This window comes from Streptomyces sp. NPDC029296, from assembly GCF_055569255.1.
Genome location: NZ_JBVHXT010000036.1, coordinates 90,743 through 114,351, shown reverse-complemented (window position 1 = coordinate 114,351; position 23,609 = coordinate 90,743). Strand labels below are relative to the sequence as shown.

The 23,609-nt window shown below is 69.7% G+C and carries 18 protein-coding genes; 8 read left to right on the top strand and 10 right to left on the bottom strand.

Annotation, left to right across the window (positions count from 1 at the left end; genetic code table 11):
• The 3 genes from ACZ4W9_RS28725 to ACZ4W9_RS28715 form a co-directional block, all read right to left on the bottom strand.
• On the bottom strand, positions 1-622 hold a 622-nt coding region (locus tag ACZ4W9_RS28725), incomplete at its 3' end, for a protein kinase family protein (RefSeq protein ID WP_467940630.1).
• 118 nt (positions 623-740) lie between these two features.
• The gene (gene murJ / locus ACZ4W9_RS28720) at positions 741-3,071 is read right to left on the bottom strand and encodes a murein biosynthesis integral membrane protein MurJ (RefSeq protein WP_467940628.1); all 2,331 of its coding nucleotides are present in this window, start codon (positions 3,069-3,071) and stop codon (positions 741-743) included.
• Between the two features lie 45 nt (positions 3,072-3,116).
• Entirely contained in the window at positions 3,117-5,486 is a 2,370-nt protein-coding gene (locus ACZ4W9_RS28715) for a DUF6049 family protein (RefSeq protein WP_467940626.1), read from the bottom strand.
• A 294-nt stretch (positions 5,487-5,780) separates the two neighbouring features.
• Between ACZ4W9_RS28715 and ACZ4W9_RS28710 the strand changes: the two genes are divergently transcribed.
• On the top strand, positions 5,781-7,223 hold the full coding sequence (locus ACZ4W9_RS28710; protein WP_467940624.1) for a CCA tRNA nucleotidyltransferase: 1,443 nt from the start codon (positions 5,781-5,783) through the stop codon (positions 7,221-7,223).
• A 108-nt stretch (positions 7,224-7,331) separates the two neighbouring features.
• Here ACZ4W9_RS28710 and ACZ4W9_RS28705 read toward each other — a convergent pair whose 3' ends face one another.
• The 3 genes from ACZ4W9_RS28705 to ACZ4W9_RS28695 all read right to left on the bottom strand — a co-directional run bounded on the left by ACZ4W9_RS28705 (position 7,332) and on the right by ACZ4W9_RS28695 (position 10,503).
• On the bottom strand, positions 7,332-8,594 hold the full coding sequence (locus tag ACZ4W9_RS28705) for an MFS transporter (RefSeq protein WP_467940622.1): 1,263 nt from the start codon (positions 8,592-8,594) through the stop codon (positions 7,332-7,334).
• Positions 8,595-8,693: 99 nt separating this feature from the next.
• Positions 8,694-9,776, bottom strand: a complete 1,083-nt coding sequence (locus ACZ4W9_RS28700; protein ID WP_397953839.1) for an inositol-3-phosphate synthase — start codon at positions 9,774-9,776, stop codon at positions 8,694-8,696.
• A gap of 43 nt (positions 9,777-9,819) precedes the next feature.
• Positions 9,820-10,503, bottom strand: coding sequence for a PadR family transcriptional regulator (locus ACZ4W9_RS28695; RefSeq protein WP_467940620.1), 684 nt, complete (start codon positions 10,501-10,503; stop codon positions 9,820-9,822).
• 394 nt (positions 10,504-10,897) lie between these two features.
• On the opposite strand from ACZ4W9_RS28695, the gene ACZ4W9_RS28690 reads away from it, so the two are divergent.
• Both ACZ4W9_RS28690 and ACZ4W9_RS28685 read left to right on the top strand, forming a co-directional pair.
• On the top strand, positions 10,898-13,624 hold the full coding sequence (locus ACZ4W9_RS28690; RefSeq protein WP_467940618.1) for a transglycosylase domain-containing protein: 2,727 nt from the start codon (positions 10,898-10,900) through the stop codon (positions 13,622-13,624).
• A gap of 144 nt (positions 13,625-13,768) precedes the next feature.
• Positions 13,769-15,322: a glycosyltransferase family 87 protein gene (locus tag ACZ4W9_RS28685; protein WP_467940616.1), complete on the top strand. Its 1,554-nt coding sequence runs from the start codon at positions 13,769-13,771 to the stop codon at positions 15,320-15,322.
• Positions 15,323-15,412: 90 nt separating this feature from the next.
• On the opposite strand, the gene ACZ4W9_RS28680 is transcribed toward ACZ4W9_RS28685, so the two are convergent.
• From ACZ4W9_RS28680 to ACZ4W9_RS28670, 3 genes are all read right to left on the bottom strand, one after another.
• Positions 15,413-16,444: an alanine racemase gene (locus ACZ4W9_RS28680; RefSeq protein ID WP_318202481.1), complete on the bottom strand. Its 1,032-nt coding sequence runs from the start codon at positions 16,442-16,444 to the stop codon at positions 15,413-15,415.
• An 85-nt stretch (positions 16,445-16,529) separates the two neighbouring features.
• On the bottom strand, positions 16,530-17,648 hold the full coding sequence (locus tag ACZ4W9_RS28675) for a lipid II:glycine glycyltransferase FemX (protein ID WP_467940614.1): 1,119 nt from the start codon (positions 17,646-17,648) through the stop codon (positions 16,530-16,532).
• A gap of 118 nt (positions 17,649-17,766) precedes the next feature.
• On the bottom strand, positions 17,767-18,081 hold the full coding sequence (locus tag ACZ4W9_RS28670) for a hypothetical protein (protein ID WP_467940612.1): 315 nt from the start codon (positions 18,079-18,081) through the stop codon (positions 17,767-17,769).
• Positions 18,082-18,354: 273 nt separating this feature from the next.
• Between ACZ4W9_RS28670 and rpsF the strand changes: the two genes are divergently transcribed.
• From rpsF to rplI, 4 genes are all read left to right on the top strand, one after another.
• The gene (rpsF, locus tag ACZ4W9_RS28665) at positions 18,355-18,645 is read left to right on the top strand and encodes a 30S ribosomal protein S6 (protein ID WP_003991486.1); all 291 of its coding nucleotides are present in this window, start codon (positions 18,355-18,357) and stop codon (positions 18,643-18,645) included.
• Between the two features lie 80 nt (positions 18,646-18,725).
• A complete protein-coding gene (locus ACZ4W9_RS28660) occupies positions 18,726-19,313 on the top strand; it encodes a single-stranded DNA-binding protein (RefSeq protein WP_467940610.1) in 588 nt (195 codons plus the stop codon).
• 81 nt (positions 19,314-19,394) lie between these two features.
• On the top strand, positions 19,395-19,631 hold the full coding sequence (rpsR, locus tag ACZ4W9_RS28655; RefSeq protein WP_003949403.1) for a 30S ribosomal protein S18: 237 nt from the start codon (positions 19,395-19,397) through the stop codon (positions 19,629-19,631).
• A gap of 18 nt (positions 19,632-19,649) precedes the next feature.
• Positions 19,650-20,096, top strand: coding sequence for a 50S ribosomal protein L9 (gene rplI / locus ACZ4W9_RS28650; RefSeq protein ID WP_030938854.1), 447 nt, complete (start codon positions 19,650-19,652; stop codon positions 20,094-20,096).
• Positions 20,097-20,285: 189 nt separating this feature from the next.
• Here rplI and ACZ4W9_RS28645 read toward each other — a convergent pair whose 3' ends face one another.
• Positions 20,286-21,623: an MATE family efflux transporter gene (locus ACZ4W9_RS28645; RefSeq protein ID WP_467940608.1), complete on the bottom strand. Its 1,338-nt coding sequence runs from the start codon at positions 21,621-21,623 to the stop codon at positions 20,286-20,288.
• A 482-nt stretch (positions 21,624-22,105) separates the two neighbouring features.
• Here ACZ4W9_RS28645 and dnaB point away from each other — a divergent pair, with 482 nt between their 5' ends.
• A complete protein-coding gene (gene dnaB, locus ACZ4W9_RS28640) occupies positions 22,106-23,581 on the top strand; it encodes a replicative DNA helicase (RefSeq protein WP_467940606.1) in 1,476 nt (491 codons plus the stop codon).
• The last annotated feature ends 28 nt before the right edge of the window (positions 23,582-23,609 follow it).

The window sequence follows — 23,609 nt, the reverse complement described above, 5'->3', positions numbered from 1 at the left end:
GGCCGCCCACCAGGTGCGCCCGGTCGCCCGCGACGCGGTGGGCCGCGTGGCCCGCCTCGGCCAGGGCCCGGGGGGTCACGCACGCCCGCGCCGCGACCTGACTGACCATCTGGTAGGCGTCGTGCGGCTCCAGCGGACCGCCGGCGAGGAGGGTGGACAGCTCGATGGCGTCGGGCAGCCACTCGTGGACGACGTAGACGAGGTCGTTCTCCTCGACGGCGTCGAGGACCTGGACGAAACGCGGGTCACCGAGGAGCGCGGAGGAACGGGCGGCGGCGAGGACGGAGCGGGCCCGGGCGTGGCTGGCGGGCAGGACGTGGACACCGACGGCGCGGCGGAGTTTCTCGTCGACCGCACGCCAACTGCTGAATCCGTCCAGACGGGTGACGCACTCCTCCAGCCGGTAGCGCCTGGCGAGCTTGTGACCGCTGTGCAACTCCAGAGGGGAGGCCTTCCGTCCGGGGCCCTCGGTACCGCCGCTTCCCTGTGCCTCGTCGCTGTCCGTGTCCTGCTCCGGGTTCGTGTCCACCCCGTCGGCCGTGGACTGGTCCGCCTTGGCGGTCAGCGGCTGCTCACCGCTGTTGTCTGCCACGTCGACGGCAGCTGTACTCCGTTCCGCCACCGTCGTCCCTGCCTCCCCATCCGTTGCACGCTGTCCGACGCCGAAACCAATTGTGCCCACAGTCGGCCGCTATGCACGACACACGGCGACGGACGATGGTTGTGCGCCTACCCCTGCCTCAGCGCCCCAGACGTCCCCGCACCATTCCGACGAGCGAGTTGAGTTCCTCGATGCGCATCCGGCGGGCGGCGACGAAGAAGACGCCGAACAGTACGGCACCGCCCGCGATCAGCGCGGCGAAGGAGCCGACGACGCCCAGGCCCAGGGTGTGCCCGACGCCGTAGCAGGCCGCGCCGCTGAGCAGGGCGGCCGGCACCGAGGCGATACCCAGGCGCGCGTACGTGCGCAGCACCCGGGCCCCGTCCAGGTCCCCGCCCAGCCGCTTGCGCAGCCGGCGCCAGGCGATGCCCACCCCGATGGCATAGGCGAGACCGTAGGCGGCGGCCATGCCGGCGACCGCCCAGCGCGCCGGCAGCAGGAAGTAGCAGAGCGCCGAGGCGCCGGCGTTGACCGCGGCCACGATGACCGTGTTGTAGAAGGGGGTGCGGGTGTCCTCGTACGCGTAGAAGGCGCGCAGGACGACGTACTGCACGGAGTACGGGATCAGGCCGAGGCCGAAGGCCATCAGCATGTAGCCCATGTTGGTGGCCGCGCCGGTGCCGGCGGAACCGAAGATCAGCGTGCACATCGGGACGCCGAGCGAGAGGAACCCGAACGCGATCGGCACGATGGCCACCGCCGTGGTGCGCAGGCCCTGGGAGATGTCGTCGCGGACGGCGCCCGCGTCGCCCTCGGACGCCGAGCGCGCGAGACGCGGCAGCAGCGCGGCCATCAGGGACACGGTGATGATCGCCTGCGGCAGGCCCCAGATCAGCTGGGCGTTGGCGTAGGCGGCGAAGCCGGTGCCCTTGACGTCGGAGTCCGAACCGGCGGCGGTCGACAGCTGGGTCACCACCATGGCGCCCGCCTGGTTGGCGAGGACGAACAGGACCGTCCACTTGGCGAGCATCGCGGCCTTGCCCAGGCCGTGGCCTCGCCAGTCGAAGCGCAGCCGGATCCGGAAGCCGGTCTCGCGCAGGTAGGGGATCATCGCCAGGGCCTGGACGACCAGGCCCAGCAGCACACCGACACCGAGCAGCCGCTGGCCCTCCGGCGGGATGCTGGTGACGTCCATGTGCGAGTTGGCGGCGGTGCCGTAGACCCAGATGAACATGCCGAGCGTCACGATGATGACGATGTTGTTCAGGACCGGGGTCCACATCATCGCGCCGAACTTCCCGCGCGCGTTCAGGATCTGACCCATCACCACGTGGATGCCCATGAAGAAGATCGAGGGCAGGAAGTAACGGGTGAAGGTGACCGCGACCTCGTTGGCCGCCGGGTCGCTGGCCACGGGGTTGGCCAGCAACCGCACCAGCAGCGGCGCGGCGAACATCGCGAGACCGGTCAGCGCGGCGAGCGCGACCATCACCAGGGTCAGCAGCCGGTTGGCGAAGGCCTCGCCGCCGTCCTCGTCCTCCTTCATGGAGCGCACGAGCTGCGGCACGAAGACGGAGTTCAGTCCGCCGCCGACGGTGAGGATGTAGATCATCGTCGGCAGCTGGTAGGCCACCTGGAAGGAGTCCGCGAGGAAGCCGAGGCCGAGCGCGGCGGCGATCAGCGCGGAACGGATGAAACCGGTCAGACGGGACACCATCGTGCCCGCCGCCATGACGGCGCTGGACTTCAGCAGTCCGGCGGCCTTCCCGCCCTTCTTCGTGGGTGCCGCGGGGGCCACGACGGCGGGAGCGTCGACGGTCGCGGGGACCTCGGCCTGGAGGGAGCCGGGGTCCGCGGTGGCGGCCGGCGCGGACCCCGGGGGCTGCGCCGGGAATCCGGGCGCGGAAGGCCCGTCCGGGTAGCCGCCGGGGTACGCGTGCCCCGGCTGCGGGCTCTGTCCGTACTGCTGCGGGCCGGCAGCCGGGTCCATTGGCGCGTGTCCGCCGCTGTGCTGCTGGTCCTTGAAGAGGTGCGCGAAGGCGTCCGGCTCGTGGTACTCCTCGCCGGAGTGCGTGACCAGGTCGTCGACCCCCACGAACTGGGTCGTGCGCGGGTCCTCGCCGTACGGCAGGTACTGGGTGGCGGCGGCTCCCGGCTCCGGCGCTGGCGGCTGCGCCCACACGCGCGGGTCGGGGGCGTAGGGCGACTGGGCGGGCGGTGCGTACGGCTGCTGCTGCGGGTCGTACGAGCCCGGAGGCGGCGGCGGGTGCGCGGCGCGGTCGTAGAGCGCCTCGGCGACCGGGTCCTGGGCGGCCAGGTCGTGCGCCCGGTAGGGGTCCTGTTCGTAGGCGTCCTGGAGATACATGTCCGCCGCGTGCTGCGGCGGCACCTGGCCGGGCTCGGGCGGCGGATCGGGGTAGCCCGAGCCGGCCGCGCCCTGGCCGCGGTCACCGTCGTACGGCGCGTTCATGCTTACCCCACCTCATCGTCCCGGGCCCACCGGCCACGACATCGCTCAACGGTCCACTCTCTCACCCGTCCCGGACGGGTCGGTGCTTTCCGGTGCGGTGTCCGGCGCAGGGTCACTCGGCTGCTCCGGGTCGTCTGCCCCGGAGGGGTCGGACTCTTCGGGGAGACGGCCTCCGGGTGCCCCGGGGTTCCCGGGCTCCTCGGGGTCCTGCGGTGCCGCGTCGGGGCCGTCGTCCTCGGGCTGCCGGGAGGCGGCGCGCTTGCGCTGCGTGTACATCCGGAAACCGGCGAGGACGAGGAGCAGGACGCCGCCGCCGATGACCAGCATCACGGTGGGCGTGACCTCGGTGACCTTCACGTCGAAGGTGACGGGGGCGCCGTAGGCCTCGCCGTCCTCGGTGTACAGCTGGGCGATGACCGTGACCCGGCCGTTGGCGTTGGCCGAGGTGGTGAACTTCACCGACTGGCTGTGCCCGCCGGAGATCTCCACGGGCTGTTCGTCGTAGGCCTTGCCGCCGATCTTCAGACGGGTCGGCATGGTCGACTCCAGGCGCAGCACCAGGTGGCCGACGGGCTGGACCAGGTTGTTCTGGACGGTCACCGGGATGGTGGCGCTGCGGCCCGACAGCTTGGTCTCGGACTTGTCGATCAGCTTGACCTCGTCGGCCAGGTCGTCGAGCCATGTCTTCACGCCGTCGCGGTAGCTTCCCGCCGCGCTTCGGTGACTCCGCCAGGACGTGGACATGTCCCGGTTTATGGCCCGTCCGAACGGGGTGACGACGCGGGACTGGTCGCTGAGGACCACACGGAAGTTGTCCAGCGTGCCCTGGGTGCGGGCGATCTGCTCGAAGGCCGTGCGCGGCAGCTCCTGCCGGCGCAGCGAGGAGGGGTAGGCGGACGTCGGCGGGATGCGCGTGGTGGCGCCCGGGTCGGGCTTGTCCTTGGAGGTCGCGGTGAGGTCCTGGGGCTGGGACCAGGCGCCGCCCTGGAGCGCCTCCACCGCCGCCGCCATCGCCTGGGCCTGGCTCGCCGTGGGCATGCGCTGCGGGGCGACGAGGATGCTGCGCTGCTTGTCGGTCTGCGTGTTCAGCTCCAGGCTCTGGGCCAGGAACCGCTGCACGGCCAGGGTGGCCGCGCCGGCCTTCGTCAGATCGTCCTCAAACGCCGTGGACAGCCGGGTGTCGGCGACCACGGCCGTGGTGCCCGAGCCGACCGGGCGGGCGGCGGACGGCGTGTACGGCAGCCCGCCGGTCTCCTGGAGGCTGTCGCTGCGGGCGATCACCCGATCGGCTCCGGCGGAGGTCGCGACCTTCATGATCGAGCGGTCCACCGCGCCCTCGACCGGCCAGGCGAAGTCGGTGCTCGGTGTGACGTGCAGCACGGTCTTGACGGTGGTGGCGGCGACGTCGGTGGCGTCTTTGAGGTGACTGAGCGAACCGGTGACGCTGGTGCCGTTGTGGGCGAGCGAGGCCAGGTCGGGGTCGGCGAAGGGCAGCGCGACGACCTCCTTGCCGGCCACCGCCTTCTGGAGGGCGGCCAGCCACTGCTTGGCGACCGCCTGGTGCTCCCGCGGGCCGGGCGTGCTGGCGCCGTCGGCGCCCTGGAGCCGGTAATTGCCCACGGCCATCGCGTCGACCGAGGCCAGCAGGTCCGGATCGACCACCCAGGTGACGTCGAGATCCTTGCCCAGGTCCACCATCTGGGCCAGCCGGCCGCCGGGTGCGAGATCCTCGGCCAGGTCGTCGTCGAGGAATTCCGGCGTCTGCAGGTCGCCCGCGCCGGTCTTGGCCGTCATGTGGACCGTGGAGATCAGAGGCCACAGGAACGTCGTTTTGGTCTTGGTGTCGGCGTCCGACGGCTGCCACGGCAGGAAGGTCCGCCGGATGCCGAGCACCTGGGGCCAGGGCCGGGCGGAGGTCTCGCCGGAGAGCGCGACCCCGAACTCGTAGACGCCTTCGTCCTCGAGGCCGAGCTTGTCGACGGGGACGGAGATGCTGAAGTGCTCGGCGACACCCGGGGCCAGCTTGTCGAACTCTTCCTCGTACTTGTCGCCGACCTCGGACCCGGTGCCGCCCTGCGGATCGTCGGAGTGGCGGGCGACGGAGTCGATGCCGGAGCGGGTGGTCAGCCGGGGGCCCACCTGGAGACCCACGTGGGCGTCGGTGACGGCCTGCCTGCCGTTGTTGGTCACCGTGCCGGACACGGTCAGCGTGTCGCCGTCCGTGGGGGCGCTGGGGCTGAGCGAGTCCAGGGAGACGGACACCGTGCCGGAGGAGGCGGCCTGCGCGGGCGCGGCGGCGGGCAGCTGGAGCAACCCGGCCAGCAGGGGCGCCCCGGTGAGCAGTGCTCCGGCGCGCCGCAGCCACCGGCGGGCAGGTGAGGCACTGGTCCCCTGGAAGTCAGCCGCCTCGGCCACGCGCTCGCCCGTCCCTCGTCGTCAGTGGTCGTCGGAATGTGCGTCCACGCATGGTAACGATGCGCGCTGAAGGGAAGTGCCGCGGTCTCCTTCACAAGATCGCCCAGCGGTCGTGACCCGTCCTCTATATCCAGTATCGAGGGGAGAGCGGCCGTACGCCGCAAGAAGAGCGCTTGCGACGGGTATGCCGAGAGCTGTCCCGACGCCTCGGCGGGGCGCTCCGGGGCACCTGCGGGCCGATGACCATGGCCGGTCACACCGCCCCGGCGCGCGGGGCACGTACCCTCTTCTGTTGTGCCGAACCCCAACGAAGACACTCCCTCCGCCCTGAGCCAGGCGCAGCAGCGCGCGGTCGCCGAGCTGCTGCGGGTGGCCCCCGTCGCCGACGATCTCGCCCGCCGATTCCAGGAAGCCGGGTTCTCGCTCGCCCTGGTCGGCGGATCCGTTCGTGACGCGCTGCTCGGCCGGCTCGGCAACGACCTGGACTTCACCACCGACGCCCGCCCCGGGGACGTGCTGAAGATCGTCCGTCCCTGGGCGGACGCCGTCTGGGAGGTGGGAATCGCCTTCGGCACGGTCGGCGCGCACAAGGGCGGCTACCAGATCGAGATCACCACCTACCGGTCGGAGGCCTACGACCGCACCTCGCGCAAGCCGGAGGTGTCGTACGGCGACTCCATCGAGGGGGACCTGGTCCGCCGCGACTTCACGGTCAACGCGATGGCCGTGGCGCTGCCGGAGAAAACGTTCATCGATCCGCACGGCGGTCTGGAGGACCTCGCCGCGCGGGTGCTGAGGACGCCGGGCACGCCCGAGGAGTCGTTCTCGGACGATCCCCTGCGCATGATGCGGGCCGCGCGGTTCGCCGCCCAGCTGGACTTCACGGTGGCTCCCGAGGTCGTCACCGCCATGACGGAGATGGCCGGGCGGATCGAGATCGTCTCGGCGGAGCGGGTCCGGGACGAGCTGAACAAGCTTCTTCTCTCCGCGTACCCGCGCAAGGGGCTGACGCTGCTCGTCGACACCGGTATCGCCGAGTACGTCCTGCCGGAGCTGCCGGCCCTGCGCCTGGAGAGCGACGAGCACCACCGGCACAAGGACGTCTACGAGCACACGCTGATCGTGCTGGAGCAGGCGATGGCGCTGGAGGAGGACGGCCCGGATCTCACTCTCCGGCTGGCCGCGCTGCTGCACGACATCGGCAAGCCGCGCACCCGCCGCTTCGAGAACGACGGCCGGGTCTCCTTCCACCACCACGAGGTGGTCGGCGCGAAGATGACCAAGAAGCGCATGACCGCCTTGAAGTACTCCAACGAGCTGGTGAAGGACGTCTCACGGCTGGTCGAACTTCATCTGCGGTTCCACGGCTACGGCACCGGGGAGTGGACGGACTCGGCGGTCCGCCGCTACGTCCGTGACGCGGGCCCGCTGCTGGACCGTCTGCACAAGCTGACCCGCTCCGACTGCACCACGCGCAACAAGCGGAAGGCGGTGGCGCTGTCCCGGGCCTACGACGGCCTGGAGCAGCGGATCGACCAGCTGAAGGAGCAGGAGGAGCTGGACGCGATCCGTCCCGACCTCGACGGCAACCAGATCATGGAGATCCTGGGGGTCGGCCCGGGCCCGGCCGTCGGCCAGGCGTACAAGCACATGCTGGAGCTGCGCCTGGAGAACGGCCCGATGGAGCACGACGCCGCGGTGGCCGCGCTCAAGGAGTGGTGGGCCGCACAGGACTGAGCCGGGCTCGGCGATGTTTCACGTGAAACATCGCGGGACGGCGACACCGAGGGCCGATGTTTCACGTGAAACATCGGCCCTCGGTCTGTCCTGGCGCGGCCCGTCGGCTCATCGATACCGGATGCGGAAGAGGGTCACGGCGACCGCTCCGTAGACGACGGCGACGAGCACCACCAGCGCCGCCGAGCGGCCGTCCGGCGGAAGCATGAGAGCCGCCACCCCCGCCGCGCCGACGAACGCGACGTTGAAGAGGACGTCGTACACGGAGAAGACCCGGCCCCGGAAGCCGTCCTCCACGCACCCCTGGACGATCGTGTCCGTGGCGATCTTGGCCCCCTGGGTGATCAGGCCCAGGACGAAGGCGGCGACCATGAGGGGAACGGTGGCGAACGGAAGCCCCAGTGCGGGTTCCAGCACCATGGCCGCGGCGGAGCACACCACGATCCAGCGGTGAGGGCCCAGCCGTCCCGCCGCCCAGGGCGTCACCACGGCCGCCGCGAAGAACCCGGCGCCGGACAGCGCCAGCGCCGCTCCCAGCAGCCGCAGCCCCTCCCCTGGGGCGTCGGCCAGGGCGTAGCGGCAGAGCATGAGCAGCAGGACGAGGAGTGCTCCGTAGCAGAAGCGCATCAGTGTCATCGCGGCCAGGGCCCAGGCCGCCTCCCGGCGCCGGGGTGCGGCCAGGTGCCGGATGGCCGCCGCCAGCTCACGTGCCGTCTCGGCCAGCGCCGCCCCGAGACGGGGACGGGCCGGGCGCCGGTCGGGGCCGAGGAGACCGGGGGCCAGGCGCAGGGACGCGAGGCTCGCGCCCAGGTACAGCAGGGCGCCGCACAGCACCACCGCCGCGTCGGAACCGGACGCCACCACCCGCACGCCCAAAGCCAGGGCCCCTCCCGCGGTCGCGGCGAGAGTGCCGGCCGTCGGGGAGAGCGAGTTGGCGATCACCAGGCGCTCGGCGTCGACGACCCGGGGCAGGGCGGCGGAGAGCCCGGCGAGCACGAAGCGGTTGACGGCCGTGACGCACAGCGCGGAGGCGTAGAACAGCCAGTCGGGTGCGTGGCCGGTGATCAGCACGGCGGTGACCGCCGCCAGCAGGGCCCGCAGCAGATTGCCGTACACGAAGACCTGCCGGCGCCGCCAGCGGTCCAGCAGGACACCGGCGAAGGGGCCGACCAGGGAGTAGGGGAGCAGCAGGACGGCCATGGCGGAGGCGATGGCGGCGGCCGAGGCCTGTTTCTCCGGGGAGAAGACGACGTAAGCGGCGAGCGCGACCTGGTAGACCCCGTCGGCGCCCTGGGAGAGGAGGCGGACGCACAGCAGGCGCCGGAAGTGCCGCAGGCTCCACAGCAGACGCAGGTCACGGACGACGGGCATGGCCGACAGCCTCACATATGCGGAAGATCCCCGGGTCGGCGGACCCGGGGACCTTCACAGCCCTGGCAGGAGCGTTTCGTGCGAGCGGTTCTCAGCGCCTCAGCGCTCGACCTCGCCGCGGATGAACTTCTCGACGTTCTCGCGGGCCTCGTCGTCGAAGTACTGGACCGGCGGGGACTTCATGAAGTACGAGGAGGCCGACAGGATCGGGCCACCGATGCCGCGGTCCTTGGCGATCTTCGCGGCGCGCAGGGCGTCGATGATGACACCGGCGGAGTTCGGGGAGTCCCAGACCTCGAGCTTGTACTCCAGGTTCAGCGGGACGTCACCGAAGGCACGGCCCTCCAGGCGGACGTAGGCCCACTTGCGGTCGTCCAGCCAGGCCACGTAGTCGGACGGGCCGATGTGGACGTTCTTCTCGCCGAGGTCCCGGTCGGGGATCTGGGAGGTGACGGCCTGCGTCTTGGAGATCTTCTTGGACTCCAGGCGCTCGCGCTCGAGCATGTTCTTGAAGTCCATGTTGCCGCCGACGTTCAGCTGCATCGTGCGGTCGAGGATGACACCGCGGTCCTCGAACAGCTTCGCCATGACGCGGTGCGTGATGGTGGCGCCGACCTGGGACTTGATGTCGTCACCGACGATCGGGACGCCCGCCTCGGTGAACTTGTCCGCCCACTCCTTGGTGCCGGCGATGAAGACCGGGAGGGCGTTGACGAAGGCGACCTTGGCGTCGATGGCGCACTGGGCGTAGAACTTCGCCGCGTCCTCGGAGCCCACGGGCAGGTAGCAGACCAGGACGTCGACCTGCTTGTCCTTCAGGACCTGGACGATGTCGACCGGCTCCTCGGCGGACTCCTCGATGGTCTCGCGGTAGTACTTGCCGAGGCCGTCGAGGGTGTGGCCGCGCTGGACCGTGACACCGGTGCTGGGCACGTCGCAGATCTTGATGGTGTTGTTCTCGGAGGCGCCGATGGCGTCCGCCAGGTCCAGACCGACCTTCTTGGCGTCGACGTCGAACGCCGCGACGAACTCGACGTCGCGCACGTGGTAGTCACCGAACTGCACGTGCATCAGGCCGGGGACCTTGGACGCCGGGTCGGCGTCCTTGTAGTACTCGACTCCCTGCACCAGCGACGCGGCGCAGTTGCCCACGCCGACGATGGCTACGCGAACCGAACCCATTCCGGTTGCTCCCTGTGTGTACGAGTGAGGCCCTGACTGGGTCTCACGTGGCGGTGTCTTCGGGCGTATCCGTGCGGGGAGCCTCCCCGCGACGGGGCAGGCCGCCCGTCGATCCAGTGGTGGTGTCCTGCTGAGCGGGCCCCCCGGACGCGGAACCCCTCAGGTCCCGCCCGGCCCGCTCGCTCTCGATGAGCTCGTTCAGCCAGCGCACTTCGCGCTCCACGGACTCCATTCCGTGGCGCTGGAGCTCAAGCGTGTAGTCGTCGAGGCGCTCCCGGGTACGCGCGAGCGAGGCGCGCATCTTCTCCAGGCGCTCCTCCAGGCGACTGCGCCGGCCCTCCAGGACGCGCATGCGCACATCGCGCGAGGTCTGCCCGAAGAAGGCGAACCGTGCGGCGAAGTGCTCGTCCTCGTAGGCGTCGGGGCCGGTCTGCGAGAGCAGCTCCTCGAAGTGCTCCTTGCCTTCCGCCGTCAGCCGGTAAACGATCTTGGCGCGGCGTCCGGCGAGGGGAGCGGCGAGGGCGTCCTCATGGGTGTTCCCGGGCTCCTCGACCAGCCAGCCGCTGGCGACCAGCGCCTTGAGGCAGGGGTAGAGCGTCCCGTAGCTGAACGCTCGGAACACACCCAGCGACGTGTTCAGCCGTTTGCGCAGCTCGTAGCCGTGCATCGGGGACTCCCGCAGCAGGCCGAGCACGGCGAACTCGAGGATGCCGGAGCGCCGGCTCATCGTCGCCTCCTCCCGGCCCGCGGGTCGGTCCCGCAGGTCTCACAGTGCCTGTCAGCGTCTTATCTCGCGCTGATGTATCGGTTCGATACATCATGACGATAGAACGACCCGTCACATGCGACAAGGGGGACGGCGGTGAACGGGATCACATCACCGATTCGCAGGAGGCAAGTTGCCTGTTTTGGGGTGAACTTCGGGGCCCGGCGGGTTTCGGCGGTGCGTAGTCTGTGCGGCATGGACACCACCGGGAACCGCGTGACGCCTGGGGAGCGTCCACGTCCCCGGTGCGGTACGGGTGAATGCGGAACCGACCACATCCGTACTCCGGGGGGACCGGAAACCAGCCGCCGTTCCAGGCGCGCACGGGTGCGCCTGCCCGAGGAGTAATCGTTCGATGAGCGAGCACCGTCGCAAACCGCCGCAGCCGCAGGGAGGCGGACGTGCCGCGGCCCGACGCGGCCAGTCCGGCTCGTCCTCCGGCCGCCGGGCGGCACCGCGAGGCGCCACCGGGTCTCCTGCCGACTCCTATGGGTCCCATTCCTATGAGTCGGAACCCATGGGGCCGGGTGGTGAGGACCGCGCCTACGGCGGCCGTGCCGAGGCACGCCGCGCGGCGCAGCGAGGCGGCCGGCGCCGTGGCGCCGAGAACACGGGCCCCGGCGGCCGGCGCGGCGGTCCGGGCGGGGCGACCGGCCCCGGACGCGGCAGGGGCCGGGCGACGACGGCGCCCGGCAAGAAGCGGTTCATCGACTACCCCCGGGCCGGCAAGGATGGCTGGCGGCGCTGGGTGCCGTCCTGGAAGCTGGTCAGCGGGCTGTTCATCGGCTTCGTCGGCGGCCTGGTGGTGATGGTCGGCGTCGGCTACGCGATGGTGTCGATCCCGAACGAGAACGACGCGGCCAAGTCGCAGAACAACGTCTACTACTGGGCCGACGGCACCCAGATGGTGGCCACGGGCACCGGCGTCAACCGGCAGAACGTCAGCATCGACCAGATTCCCGAGGCGATGCGGTACGCGGTGATCTCCGCCGAGAACAAGTCGTTCTACGACGACTCCGGCGTCGACCCCATGGGCATCGCGCGCGCCATGGCCAACATGGCCCGGGGCGGCCAGACGCAGGGTGGCTCGACGATCACCCAGCAGTACGTGAAGAACACGTACCTGAGCCAGGAACAGACCGTCACCCGCAAGTTCAAGGAGATGTTCATCTCCATAAAGGTGGGCACGAAGCTCGACAAGGACCAGATCCTGCAGGGCTACCTGAACACCTCGTACTTCGGACGGGGCGCGTACGGCATCCAGGCCGCGGCGCAGACCTACTACGGCAAGAACGCGGTCGACCTCAAGCCGAGCGAGTGCGCCGTCCTCGCCGCGCTGCTCAAGGGCCCGACGTACTACGACCCCGCGGGCAACCAGGACCTCGACAAGACGGCGACCCCGCAGGCCAACGAGAAGCGCTCCAGGGAACGCTGGGCCTGGATCCTCGGCGAGATGCACAAGGACAAGCACCTCGGCGACGCCCAGTACAAGGAAGCCATCGCCCAGTACCCCAAGCCCGACGGCCGCAAGGCGACCAGGGGCATGACCGGCCAGGTCAGCTATCTGGTCGACACGGCGAAGAAGTACGTCATCGCCCACTCCGACATCACGGAGGCGCAGTTCGACAGGGGCGGCTACCAGATCTACACGACCTTCGAGAAGGACAAGGTCAGCGCGCTGGCCAAGGCCGTGAAGAGCGTCCAGAAGGACCGCCTCGACCCCGAGCACCGGGAGCTGGACAAGTACGTCCAGTTCGGCGCGGCCTCGGTGAAGCCCAAGGACGGCGCGATTGTCGCGCTGTACGGCGGCGACGGCTACGAGAACGGTCACTTCACCAACAACGCGGACACCTCCGGTGTCCCCGTGGGTTCGACCTGGAAGCCCTTCGTGCTCGCCGCCGCCATGGAGTACGGCACGTACAAGTCCGGCGGGCAGGGCGTCTCCCCGCTGAGCAAGTACAACGGCAACGACCACCTCAAGGTCCGCAAGCCGGACGGGACGTACTACCTCAACAAGGACAACTCCTACTTCTACCAGAACAACGAGGGTCCGCGTCCCTGGGGCTACATCACCCTGCGCAAGGCGATGGAGCAGTCCATCAACACGCCCTTCGTGCAGCTCGGTGTCGACGTGGGGATGACCAAGGTCCGGGACGTCGCCAAGCGGACCGGCATCCTCCCCCAGAGCATGTCGCAGGACCTCAACCCGTCCTTCGCCATCGGCACGTCCACGCCCAGTGCGATCCGCATGGCCGATGCCTACGCGACCTTCGCCGCGTCCGGCAAGCAGACGGAGCCGTACTCCGTGACCGCCGTCAAGCTGAACGGCACCGACGCGCCCAGCTTTGTCAAGCCGAAGCCGAAGCCCACGCAGGCGCTGGACTCCAACATCGCCAACAACATCACGGACGTCCTGGAGAACGTCATCCAGAACGGCACCGGCAAGAACGCCAAGGCTCTCGGCCGGACGGCGGCGGGCAAGACCGGCACCACCGACGAGAACAAGTCGGCCTGGTTCGTCGGCTACACCCAGCAGCTGTCGACCTCGGTGGCGATGTTCCGCGAGAACCCCAAGGACCACAAGCTGCTCTCCATGAACGGCACGGCGAACACGGATTCCATCCACGGCGGTGACATCCCGACGCTGGTGTGGACCGAGTACATGAAGGCCGCGCTCAAGGGCAAGAACGACCCGGGCTTCCCGAAGGCCACCGAGATCGGCACGGTCCAGGACCAGGCGGGCGCCCCCTCGCCGACGCCGAGCTTCACCCCCACGCCGACCCCGACGCCGACCCCGACGCCGACCCCGACCCCGAGCAAGACGACGCCCACGCCGTCTCCCTCGGCGAGCGAGACCTGCGACTTCGGGTGGGGCGACAACTGCGACGACAACGGAAACGGAAACGGCAACGGTGGTGGCGGCAACGGAGGCGGCATCGGCGGCACGGACACGGGCGGCACCGACGGAGGCACCATTCCGACGCCCTCGGGCACGGAGACCACCGGGACCGGGAACACCCGGGGCAATGGCAACGGCAACGGCGGCGACGGCGGAGGCTTCTTCGCCGGCCAGGAGGGCTAGTCCGGTTCGGGCCGGTTGGCGCGGTATGGGCCGCCAGGATCGTTTCACGTGAAACACGGGCCGTCGCACCCCCGCGGTGCGGCGGCCCGTGGCGTATTCCCGGACGGGTACGGCTTCCCGGGCGGGTACGGCAGGATGTGCCCCATGCCCAGTGCAGAGACGACGCCCGCGAGCCCGCACGAGCCCGAGTCCGTGCGGTCCGCCGTGGCAGAACCGGTACAGCCGACCAGGGAGGACGAGGTCGCCGCCGCCGGCAGTGAGCTGATCGGCGGACCCCTGGGGCGGCGCGCCCTGCTGGGCACCTCCTGGTGGACCCCGGTGCGGGTCGTGGCACTCGTGGCGATCGGCCTGTTCGCTCTCGGCCTGGTCCAGAAGGCGCCCTGCTACAACAGCGCCTGGTTCTTCGGCGCGAGCAGCCAGTACACACACGCCTGCTACTCGGACATCCCGCACCTCTACCAGGGCCGCGGCTTCGCCGACGATCTCGTGCCGTACTTCGACAAGCTGCCCGGCGACATGGACTACCTCGAATACCCGGTGCTCACCGGCCTGTTCATGGAGGTGGCCTCCTGGCTGACCCCGCACAGCGGCTCCATCCAGCACCAGGAGCGGTGGTACTGGTTCGTCAACGCCGGGATGCTGATGGTGTGCGCCGCCGTCATCGCCGTGTGCGTGGCCCGCACCCATCGCCGGCGTCCCTGGGACGCCCTGCTGGTCGCCCTGGCACCCGCCTTCGCCCTGACCGCGACCATCAACTGGGACCTGCTCGCGGTGGCGCTGACGGCCGCCGCGATGCTGATGTGGGCGCGCGGCCGGGCCCTGGCCTTCGGCGTCCTCCTGGGCCTTGCCACGGCCGCCAAGCTGTATCCCTTCCTGCTGCTCGGCCCGCTGCTGGTGCTGTGCTGGCGGGCCGGGAAATGGCGCGCGTTCTTCCAGGCCCTGGCCGGCGCGGTGGGCGCCTGGCTCGTGGTGAACCTGCCCGTGATGCTCACGCACGACGCGACGGGCTTCCACATCCGCGAGGGGTGGGCGAAGTTCTACACCTTCAGCAAGGAGCGCGGCGTCGACTTCGGTTCCTTCTGGCTGATCTGGGCGCAGAACTCCAGCGACCCGCCCACCACCGCCTTCGTGAACAACGCGGCCACCGTGCTGGTGGTGGTGTGCTTCCTCGGCATCGCCGCTCTGGCGTTCACCGCACCGCGCCGGCCACGCTTCGCCCAGCTCGCCTTCCTGATGGTGGCCGCCTTCGTCCTCACCAACAAGGTCTACTCGCCGCAGTACGTCCTGTGGCTGGTGCCGCTGGCGGTCCTCGCCCGGCCCAAGTGGCGGGACTTCCTGATCTGGCAGGCGTGCGAGGTGGCCTACTTCCTGGGCATCTGGATGTACCTCGCCTACACGACCAGCGGAGACGCCCACAAGGGGCTGCCGACCCAGGGCTACCACTGGGCGATCGTGGTGCACCTGCTGGGCACGCTGTACCTGTGTGCCGTCGTCGTACGGGACATCCTCATGCCGGAGCGGGACGTGGTGCGCCGCTCCGGGGACGACGATCCCTCGGGCGGGGTGCTCGACGGCGCGGCGGACGTGTTCGCGCTCGGAGCGCCGGCCGGCCCGCCGGCGCATGCCGACCGGCTCGGGGCACCTCCGGTGGACTGGGGCCGCCCCGGAACCCCGTCCCCCGACGACCGCGCGCTCTGAGACCGGCGCACGCCCCGACGGCGTGGGGCACGCGCACAGAAGGCCGTATCCGGCACCCCGGATACGGCCTTCCCGCTGTGGTGACCCGCCTCAGCGGTCCACGATGCGGTCGAACTGGGTCGTGGTGTGCCGCAGGTGGGCCACCAGCTCGTCGCCGACCTGCGGCTCGGGAGCGTCCGAGGGCACGAAGAGGATCGACACCTGCATGTGCGGCGGCTCGGCGAACCAGCGCTGCTTGCCGCCCCAGACGAACGGGGAGAGGTTCCGGTTGACCGTGGCCAGTCCGGCCCGGGCGACGCCCTTGGCGCGCGGCATGACGCCGTGCAGGGCCTTCGGGGCCTCCAGGCCCACGCCGTGCGAGGTACCGCCCGCCACGACCACCAGATAGCCGTCGGAGGCCGCCTTCTGCTGGCGGTAGCCGAACCGGTCACCCTTCGCCACGCGCGTGACGTCCAGGACCGCGCCGCGGTACTCGGTGGCGTCGTGGTCCCCGAGCCACAGCCGCGTGCCGATACGGGCGCGGAACCGGGTCTGCGGGAACTGCTGCTGGAGGCGGATCAGGTCCTCCGCCTTGAGGTGGCTGACGAACATCGTGTGCAGCGGCAGCCGCGCCGCGCGCAGCCGGTCCATCCAGCCGATGACCTCCTCGACGGCGTCCGAGCCGTCGGTGCGGTCCAGCGGCAGATGGATGGCGAAGCCCTCCAGCCGGACGTTCTCTATGGCCTGGTGCAGCTGCGGCAGGTCGTGCTCGCTGACACCGTGCCGCTTCATCGAGGACATCACCTCGATGACGACACGGGCGCCCACGAGACCGTAGACCCCGTCGACGGAGGACACCGAGCGGACGACCCGGTCGGGCAGCGGCACGGGCTCCTCGCCGCGCCGGTACGGCGTCAGCACCAGCAGGTCGCCGCCGAAGAAGTCCTTGATGCGCGCGGCCTCGTACGTCGTGCCGACGGCCAGCAGGTCGGCACCGAGCCGTGTGGCCTCCTCCGACAGCCGTTCGTGTCCGAAGCCGTAGCCGTTGCCCTTGCAGACCGGGACGAGTCCTGGGAACTGCTCCTGCACGTGCTTGTGGTGCGCCCGCCAGCGCGCGGTGTCGACGTAGAGCGTGAGCGCCATGGCCGGACCCGGGACCTTTCTCGTGGCTGCGGTGGATCTGAGAGGGGAGAACTGTGAAGGCTATGGAATCAAACGCCCGCGCGGCTCAGCGGCGCGACATGTAGATGTCGAGCGCCTTGTGGAGCAGCTTGTTCAGCGGGAAGTCCCATTCGCCGAGGTACTCGGCGGCCTGGCCGCCGGTACCCACCTTGAACTGGATCAGGCCGAAGAGGTGGTCGGTCTCGTCCAGCGAGTCGGAGATGCCTCGGAGGTCGTAGACGGTGGCACCCATCGCGTAGGCGTCGCGCAGCATCCGCCACTGCATCGCGTTCGACGGCCGCACCTCGCGTCCGATGTTGTCGGAGGCGCCGTAGGAGTACCAGACGTGCCCGCCGACGATCAGCATCGTCGCCGCGGAGAGGTTCACGCCGTTGTGGCGCGCGAAGTACAGCCGCATGCGGTTGGGGTCCTCGGTGTTGAGGGCGGTCCACATGCGCTGGAAGTACGACAGCGGGCGCGGCCGGAACTGGTCGCGGACGGCCGTGATCTCGTACAGCCGCTGCCACTCGGGCAGGTCCTGGTAGCCGCCCTGGACGACCTCGACACCAGCCTTCTCGGCCTTCTTGATGTTGCGGCGCCACAGCTGGTTGAAGTTCTTGTGGACCTCTTCCAGGGAGCGGTTGGCCAGCGGCACCTGGTAGACGTAGCGGGGCTGCACGTCGCCGAAGCCGGCGCCGCCGTCCTCCCCCTGCTGCCAGCCCATGCGGCGCAGCTTGTCGGCCACCTCGAAGGCGCGCGGCTCGATGAAGTCTGCCTGCAGATCGCGCAGCCGCTTGACGTCCGGGTCCTGGATGCCCCGCTTGATCGTGTCCGCGTTCCAGCGGCGGATGATCACGGGCGGGCCCATCTTCACGGAGAAGGCACCCTGCTGCTTCAGGTGCGCCAGCATGGGCTGGATCCAGTCGTCCAGGTTCGGCGCGTACCAGTTGATGACCGGGCCCTCGGGGAGGTAGGCGAGGTAGCGCTTGATCTTGGGCAGCTGGCGGTAGAGGACCAGGCCCACGCCGACCATGTGGCCGCTCTTGTCGAACCAGCCGAGGTTCTCCGAGCGCCACTCCGCCTTGACATCGGCCCAGGCCGGGACCTGCATGTGGCTCGCCGCCGGCAGGCTCTGGATGAAGGCCAGATGCTGCTCGCGACTGATGGTCCTCAGGGTCAGGGTCATTCGGGGCGCTCCTCGGGCTGGTGTGTCCCCATGGGTTCAGGGGCTCCGGCTCTCGCGCCGAAGCCTACTGCGCCTCGCGAGCGCCCCGACTGGGCATACGGGCCTTCGCCCCGGGGAGTCAGCCGACGACACCGCCGAACAGACCCCCGTGCGCCATGCCGATGAGGAAGCCGACCCCCGCGGCACCGAGGCCCAGGATCAGGCCGAACCGCTCCCGTGTCGTCACCGAGATCCACTGTCCGTACACGCCGGTGCACAGCGCCGCCAGGCCCGCCCACGACGTCAGCAGGTGGAGGCTGTGGAAGAAGGCCGTGATGAAGGACAGCACACCCAGGACGAGCGTCACCGCCATCAGGGCGTCCTGCAGCGGATGAGGCTTGCCGTCCGAGGCGAAGAGGGAGCCGGCGGTGTTGGGTTGCAATGCCTGTGTCATGGGCACCTCCTGCGGAAGGCGGCGCATCGTAGCGCCGCACACACCCGTTGTGTACAGATTGTCCGTCCCGGCGGCCGGATTTCAACCGGAAGCGGGTGTGCGGGTAGTCTGTACCGTCTGCACCGGTGTCTGCCCAGACCTGTACGGGTCACACTGACCGGCTCCCCCGAGGAGACTCGATTGTCAGTGGCGGTCGATACCGTTGCGTACGCATCACAACCCTCCTGCCACGGAACGACCGTGGCCGCTGAGTCCAAAGGAGGTGGGTTCCACATGCGTCACTACGAGGTGATGGTCATCCTCGACCCCGATGTCGAGGAGCGTGCGGTCTCCCCGCTGATCGAAAACTTCCTGTCCGTCGTCCGTGACGGTGGCGGCAAGGTCGAGAAGGTCGACACCTGGGGCCGTCGTCGTCTCGCCTACGAGATCAAGAAGAAGCCCGAGGGCATCTACTCGGTCATCGACCTGCAGGCCGAGCCTGCGGTCGTCAAGGAGCTCGACCGCCAGATGAACCTGAACGAGTCGGTCCTGCGGACCAAGGTCCTCCGCCCCGAGACCCACTGAGCCCCGCGCTCAGCTGATCCCGGGATTCGAGTAGCAGCAACCAAGCAGCCAGAGCAGCAAACCCGCCGAGAGGTTCCCCCATGGCAGGCGAGACCGTCATCACGGTCATCGGCAATCTTGTCGACGACCCCGAGCTGCGCTTCACCCCGTCCGGTGCGGCGGTCGCGAAGTTCCGCGTCGCGTCCACTCCCCGCACCTTCGACCGTCAGACGAACGAGTGGAAGGACGGCGAAAGCCTCTTCCTGACCTGCTCGGTCTGGCGTCAGGCGGCGGAGAACGTCGCCGAGTCGCTCCAGCGAGGCATGCGCGTCATCGTGCAGGGCCGGCTGAAGCAGAGGTCCTATGAGGACCGCGAGGGCGTCAAGCGCACGGTCTACGAGCTGGACGTCGACGAGGTCGGCCCCAGCCTGCGCAACGCCACGGCCAAGGTCACCAAGACCGCCGGTGGCGGTGGCCGCGGTGGCCAGGGCGGTTACAGCGGTGGCGGTGGCGGCCAGGGCGGCGGCTGGGGCGGTGGCCCCGGCGGCGGTCAGGGCGGCGGAGCTCCGGCCGACGACCCCTGGGCCACCGGCGCTCCCGCCGGTGGCGGCAACCAGGGAGGCGGCGGCTGGGGCGGCGGCTCCGGCTCCGGCGGCGGTGGCGGCTACTCGGACGAGCCCCCCTTCTAAGCCTTCGGGCCAGGCCTTCCGGGCCGGTCCGGGCCGAGGGTGGGTCGTACCCCCACTTCTTGATCACACAGGAGAATCACCATGGCGAAGCCGCCTGTGCGCAAGCCGAAGAAGAAGGTCTGCGCTTTCTGCAAGGACAAGGTCACGTACGTGGACTACAAGGACACGAACATGCTGCGGAAGTTCATTTCCGACCGCGGCAAGATCCGTGCCCGCCGCGTGACCGGCAACTGCACGCAGCACCAGCGTGACGTCGCCACGGCCGTCAAGAACAGCCGTGAGATGGCGCTGCTGCCCTACACCTCCACCGCGCGATAAGGGAAGGGTGACCGACTCATGAAGATCATCCTCACCCACGAGGTCTCCGGCCTCGGTGCCGCGGGCGACGTCGTCGACGTCAAGGACGGTTACGCTCGCAACTACCTGATCCCGCGGAAGTTCGCTATCCGCTGGACCAAGGGTGGCGAGAAGGACGTCGAGCAGATCCGCCGCGCCCGTAAGATCCACGAGATCCAGACCATCGAGCAGGCCAACCAGGTCAAGGCCCAGCTCGAGGGCGTCAAGGTCCGCCTGGCCGTCCGCTCCGGCGACGCCGGCCGTCTCTTCGGTTCCGTCACCCCGGCTGACATCGCGTCCGCGATCAAGGCTTCCGGTGGCCCCGAGGTCGACAAGCGCCGCATCGAGCTGGGCGCTCCGATCAAGACCCTGGGCGCCCACGAGACGTCCGTGCGTCTGCACCCCGAGGTTGCCGCCAAGGTCAACATCGAGGTCGTCGCGGCCTGACCGCCGCATGATCGCAACGCTCGCGTGAGCCGTTGAGAGGGGCCGCATCCGTGCAGGGTGCGGCCCCTTTGGCATGCCCGGGCATTCCATGACCGAGGCGTTCACCACGGCATGTTTCACGTGAAACAGTCGACGGGCCGCCTGGTCGGCGTGCCACCGACATGGTCATGTGACCGGCGGGCGGAGTGGTCAGCGGGTCGCGCCCGTCACGATCCAGCGGCCCGATCGCGTCCGCAGCCACAGGGTCAGCATGCGAACCGTCATCATGAGGGCCATCGCCGACCACACCGCGGTGAGCCCGCCGCCGAGCGTGGGCACCAGCAGGGCCACCGGGGCGAACACCACCAGGGTGGCGACCATCGCCCATGCCAGATAGGGCCCGTCGCCCGCGCCCATCAGGACCCCGTCCAGGACGAAGACGATCCCGCAGACCGGTTGTGCCAGGGCCACGAGCAGCAGGGCCGGCAGCGCGGCGTCCTTCACTCCGGAGTCACCGGTGAACAGCGGCAGGAAGAGCGGCCGGGCGACGACGACGAGCATGCCCAGCACGACACCGGTCGCGATGCCCCACTGGACCATGCGGCGACAGGCCTGGCGTGCCCCTTGGGCGTCGTCCGCGCCGAGGTAGCGACCGATGATGGCCTGTCCCGCGATCGCTATCGCGTCGAGCGCGAAGGACAGCAGGTTCCACAGCGAGAGGATGATCTGGTGCGCGGCGATGTCGGCGTCACCGAGTCGTGCCGCGACCGCCGTGGCGATCATGATCATCACCCGCAGGGAGAGCGTACGGACCAGGAGGGGGACCCCGGCCTGGGCCGAGGCCCGGATACCGGCGGCGTCGGGCCGGAGGGAGGCGCCGTGCCGGTGGGCTCCCCGGACCACCACCGTCAGATAGACGGCGGCCATGCCGCACTGCGCGATGACCGTCCCCCAGGCCGAACCGGTGATGCCGAGCCCGGCGCCGTAGACGAGTCCGACGTTGAGGGCGGCGTTGGCGACGAACCCGGCGACGGCGACGTAGAGCGGGGTCCGGGTGTCCTGCAGGCCGCGCAGCACGCCGGTCGCGGCCAGGACGATGAGCATCGCGGGGATGCCCAGCGAGGAGACGCGCAGATAGCTGGTGGCGTAGGGCGCCGCGGTGGGCGAGGCGCCGAAGAGATCCACGATGCCGGGGGCCAGCGGAAGGACGACGGCGATGACGGCGAGGCCGAGCAGCAGCGCCAGCCAGATGCCGTCCATGCCCTGCCGGATCGCCGCCGCGAGATCACCGGCGCCGACGCGACGGGACACGGCGGCGGTGGTGGCGTAGGCGAGGAAGACGAAGACGCTCACGGCGGTTGTCAGAAGCGCCGAGGCGACACCGAGACCGGCGAGCTGGGCGGTCCCGAGGTGGCCGACGATCGCACTGTCGGCCATGACGAAAAGCGGCTCGGCGACCAGGGCACCGAAGGCCGGGACGGCCAGCGCGACGATCTCTCGGTCGTGCCGCCGCCGGACGGCCTGGGGGATCTCTGGGGCCTGTGTCATGCGCATCAATCTAATCGTCCACAGGTAAGTGACGCAACCGCTTGGTGATCCTTACCTCTCCTCTCGGGGCGTGTCCTTTCGGGTACCGTTCGAAGTGATCTTGGCCCGACTGCGGAAGTTTTTCTTCTGCACAGCCGGTGGATCGTAAAAGGGCAGATCAGGGCTGTGGTGCCGAGAAGATCGAGGGCTTGTTCACAGGGCTGTCCACCGGGTCGTGCACAGGTTTCGGCGAGTTCTCCACAGCATCGGGCCGGTCGTCCACATGGCCTGTGGATAACCAGATTGGCTGACGGTGCCGACGGGCCTACCGTGGTGCGGCGCCCACTCCTTCCCACGGCCCGGCGAGTGACCCTCTTCCGGCCCGGGAACCGCCACGAATCCGACGCGCGAGAACCGGAGCAGGGCTTCTCGATTTGTCAGTGTCGTGCCGTACAAAAGAGGCCACGGCGAGGTCCGCCGTGCGGACGGGAGGAGGTGGCTCGGTGAGCATTTCCGAGCCCTTGGACGATCCGTGGGCCGACAGCGGACCCAGCGATCGTCTGCCGGCCTCCCGCCGGCGGGGTGACGGCGGCCGTGGGCGGGACGAGCAGCACGACCGGGGCCGCGAGAGCGGGTCATGGGACGGCGGCGCCGCCTTCGAGCGCGTTCCGCCGCAGGATCTGGACGCCGAGCAGTCCGTGCTGGGCGGCATGCTGCTGTCCAAGGACGCCATCGCCGACGTCGTGGAGATTCTCAAGGGCCACGACTTCTACAAGCCCGCGCACGAGACGATCTACCAGGCCATCCTGGACGTCTACGCCAAGGGCGAGCCAGCGGACCCGATCACCATCGCCGCCGAGCTGACCAAGCGCGGCGAGATCAACAAGGTCGGCGGCGCCGCGTATCTGCACAGCCTCGTCCAGACCGTCCCGACGGCGGCCAACGCCGAGTACTACGCGGAGATCGTCCACGAGCGGGCCGTCCTGCGCCGCCTCGTTGAGGCCGGTACGCGCATCACACAAATGGGTTATGCGGCCGACGGTGACGTGGACGAGATCGTCAACCGCGCGCAGGCCGAGATCTACGCCGTCACCGAGCAGCGCACCAGCGAGGACTACCTCCCGCTCGGCGACATCATGGAGGGCGCCCTCGACGAGATCGAGGCGATCGGCTCGCGCAGCGGCGAGATGACGGGTGTGCCCACCGGGTTCACCGACTTCGACTCCCTCACGAACGGCCTCCACCCCGGCCAGATGATCGTCATCGCGGCCCGTCCTGCCATGGGTAAGTCGACCCTCGCGCTGGACTTCGCGCGGGCGGCGTCGATCAAGCACAACCTGCCGAGCGTGATCTTCTCGCTCGAAATGGGGCGCAACGAGATCGCGATGCGCCTGCTGTCCGCCGAGGCCCGGGTCGCCCTGCACCACATGCGGTCCGGCACGATGACCGACGAGGACTGGACACGCCTCGCCCGCCGGATGCCGGACGTGTCGGCCGCGCCCCTCTACATCGACGATTCCCCGAACCTGTCGATGATGGAGATCCGTGCCAAGTGCCGGCGTCTGAAGCAGCGCAACGACCTGAAGCTGGTCGTCATCGACTACCTCCAGCTGATGCAGTCCGGCGGGTCCAAGCGCGCCGAGAGCCGTCAGCAGGAGGTCTCGGACATGTCCCGTAACCTCAAGCTGCTCGCCAAGGAGCTGGAGATCCCGGTCATCGCGCTCTCCCAGCTCAACCGTGGTCCCGAACAGCGCACCGACAAGAAACCGATGGTCTCCGACCTGCGTGAGTCCGGCTCCATCGAGCAGGACGCCGACATGGTCATCCTGCTGCACCGCGAGGACGCGTACGAGAAGGAGTCCCCGCGCGCGGGCGAGGCCGACCTGATCGTCGCCAAGCACCGAAACGGCCCCACGGCCACCATCACGGTCGCCTTCCAGGGCCACTACTCCCGCTTCGTGGACATGGCCCAGACCTGACCGGCCGACGCGTAGGTCCGTCCTTGAT

Coding starts and splice junctions, on each gene's coding strand:
- murJ (WP_467940628.1), bottom strand. CDS start 3,071: ATGAACGCGCCGTACGACGGTGACCGCGGCCAGGGCGCGGCCGGCTCG.
- ACZ4W9_RS28705 (WP_467940622.1), bottom strand. CDS start 8,594: ATGCCCGTCGTCCGTGACCTGCGTCTGCTGTGGAGCCTGCGGCACTTC.
- ACZ4W9_RS28700 (WP_397953839.1), bottom strand. CDS start 9,776: ATGGGTTCGGTTCGCGTAGCCATCGTCGGCGTGGGCAACTGCGCCGCG.
- ACZ4W9_RS28695 (WP_467940620.1), bottom strand. CDS start 10,503: ATGAGCCGGCGCTCCGGCATCCTCGAGTTCGCCGTGCTCGGCCTGCTG.
- ACZ4W9_RS28690 (WP_467940618.1), top strand. CDS start 10,898: ATGAGCGAGCACCGTCGCAAACCGCCGCAGCCGCAGGGAGGCGGACGT.
- ACZ4W9_RS28685 (WP_467940616.1), top strand. CDS start 13,769: ATGCCCAGTGCAGAGACGACGCCCGCGAGCCCGCACGAGCCCGAGTCC.
- ACZ4W9_RS28680 (WP_318202481.1), bottom strand. CDS start 16,444: ATGGCGCTCACGCTCTACGTCGACACCGCGCGCTGGCGGGCGCACCAC.
- ACZ4W9_RS28675 (WP_467940614.1), bottom strand. CDS start 17,648: ATGACCCTGACCCTGAGGACCATCAGTCGCGAGCAGCATCTGGCCTTC.
- ACZ4W9_RS28670 (WP_467940612.1), bottom strand. CDS start 18,081: ATGACACAGGCATTGCAACCCAACACCGCCGGCTCCCTCTTCGCCTCG.
- rpsF (WP_003991486.1), top strand. CDS start 18,355: ATGCGTCACTACGAGGTGATGGTCATCCTCGACCCCGATGTCGAGGAG.
- ACZ4W9_RS28660 (WP_467940610.1), top strand. CDS start 18,726: ATGGCAGGCGAGACCGTCATCACGGTCATCGGCAATCTTGTCGACGAC.
- rpsR (WP_003949403.1), top strand. CDS start 19,395: ATGGCGAAGCCGCCTGTGCGCAAGCCGAAGAAGAAGGTCTGCGCTTTC.
- rplI (WP_030938854.1), top strand. CDS start 19,650: ATGAAGATCATCCTCACCCACGAGGTCTCCGGCCTCGGTGCCGCGGGC.
- ACZ4W9_RS28645 (WP_467940608.1), bottom strand. CDS start 21,623: ATGACACAGGCCCCAGAGATCCCCCAGGCCGTCCGGCGGCGGCACGAC.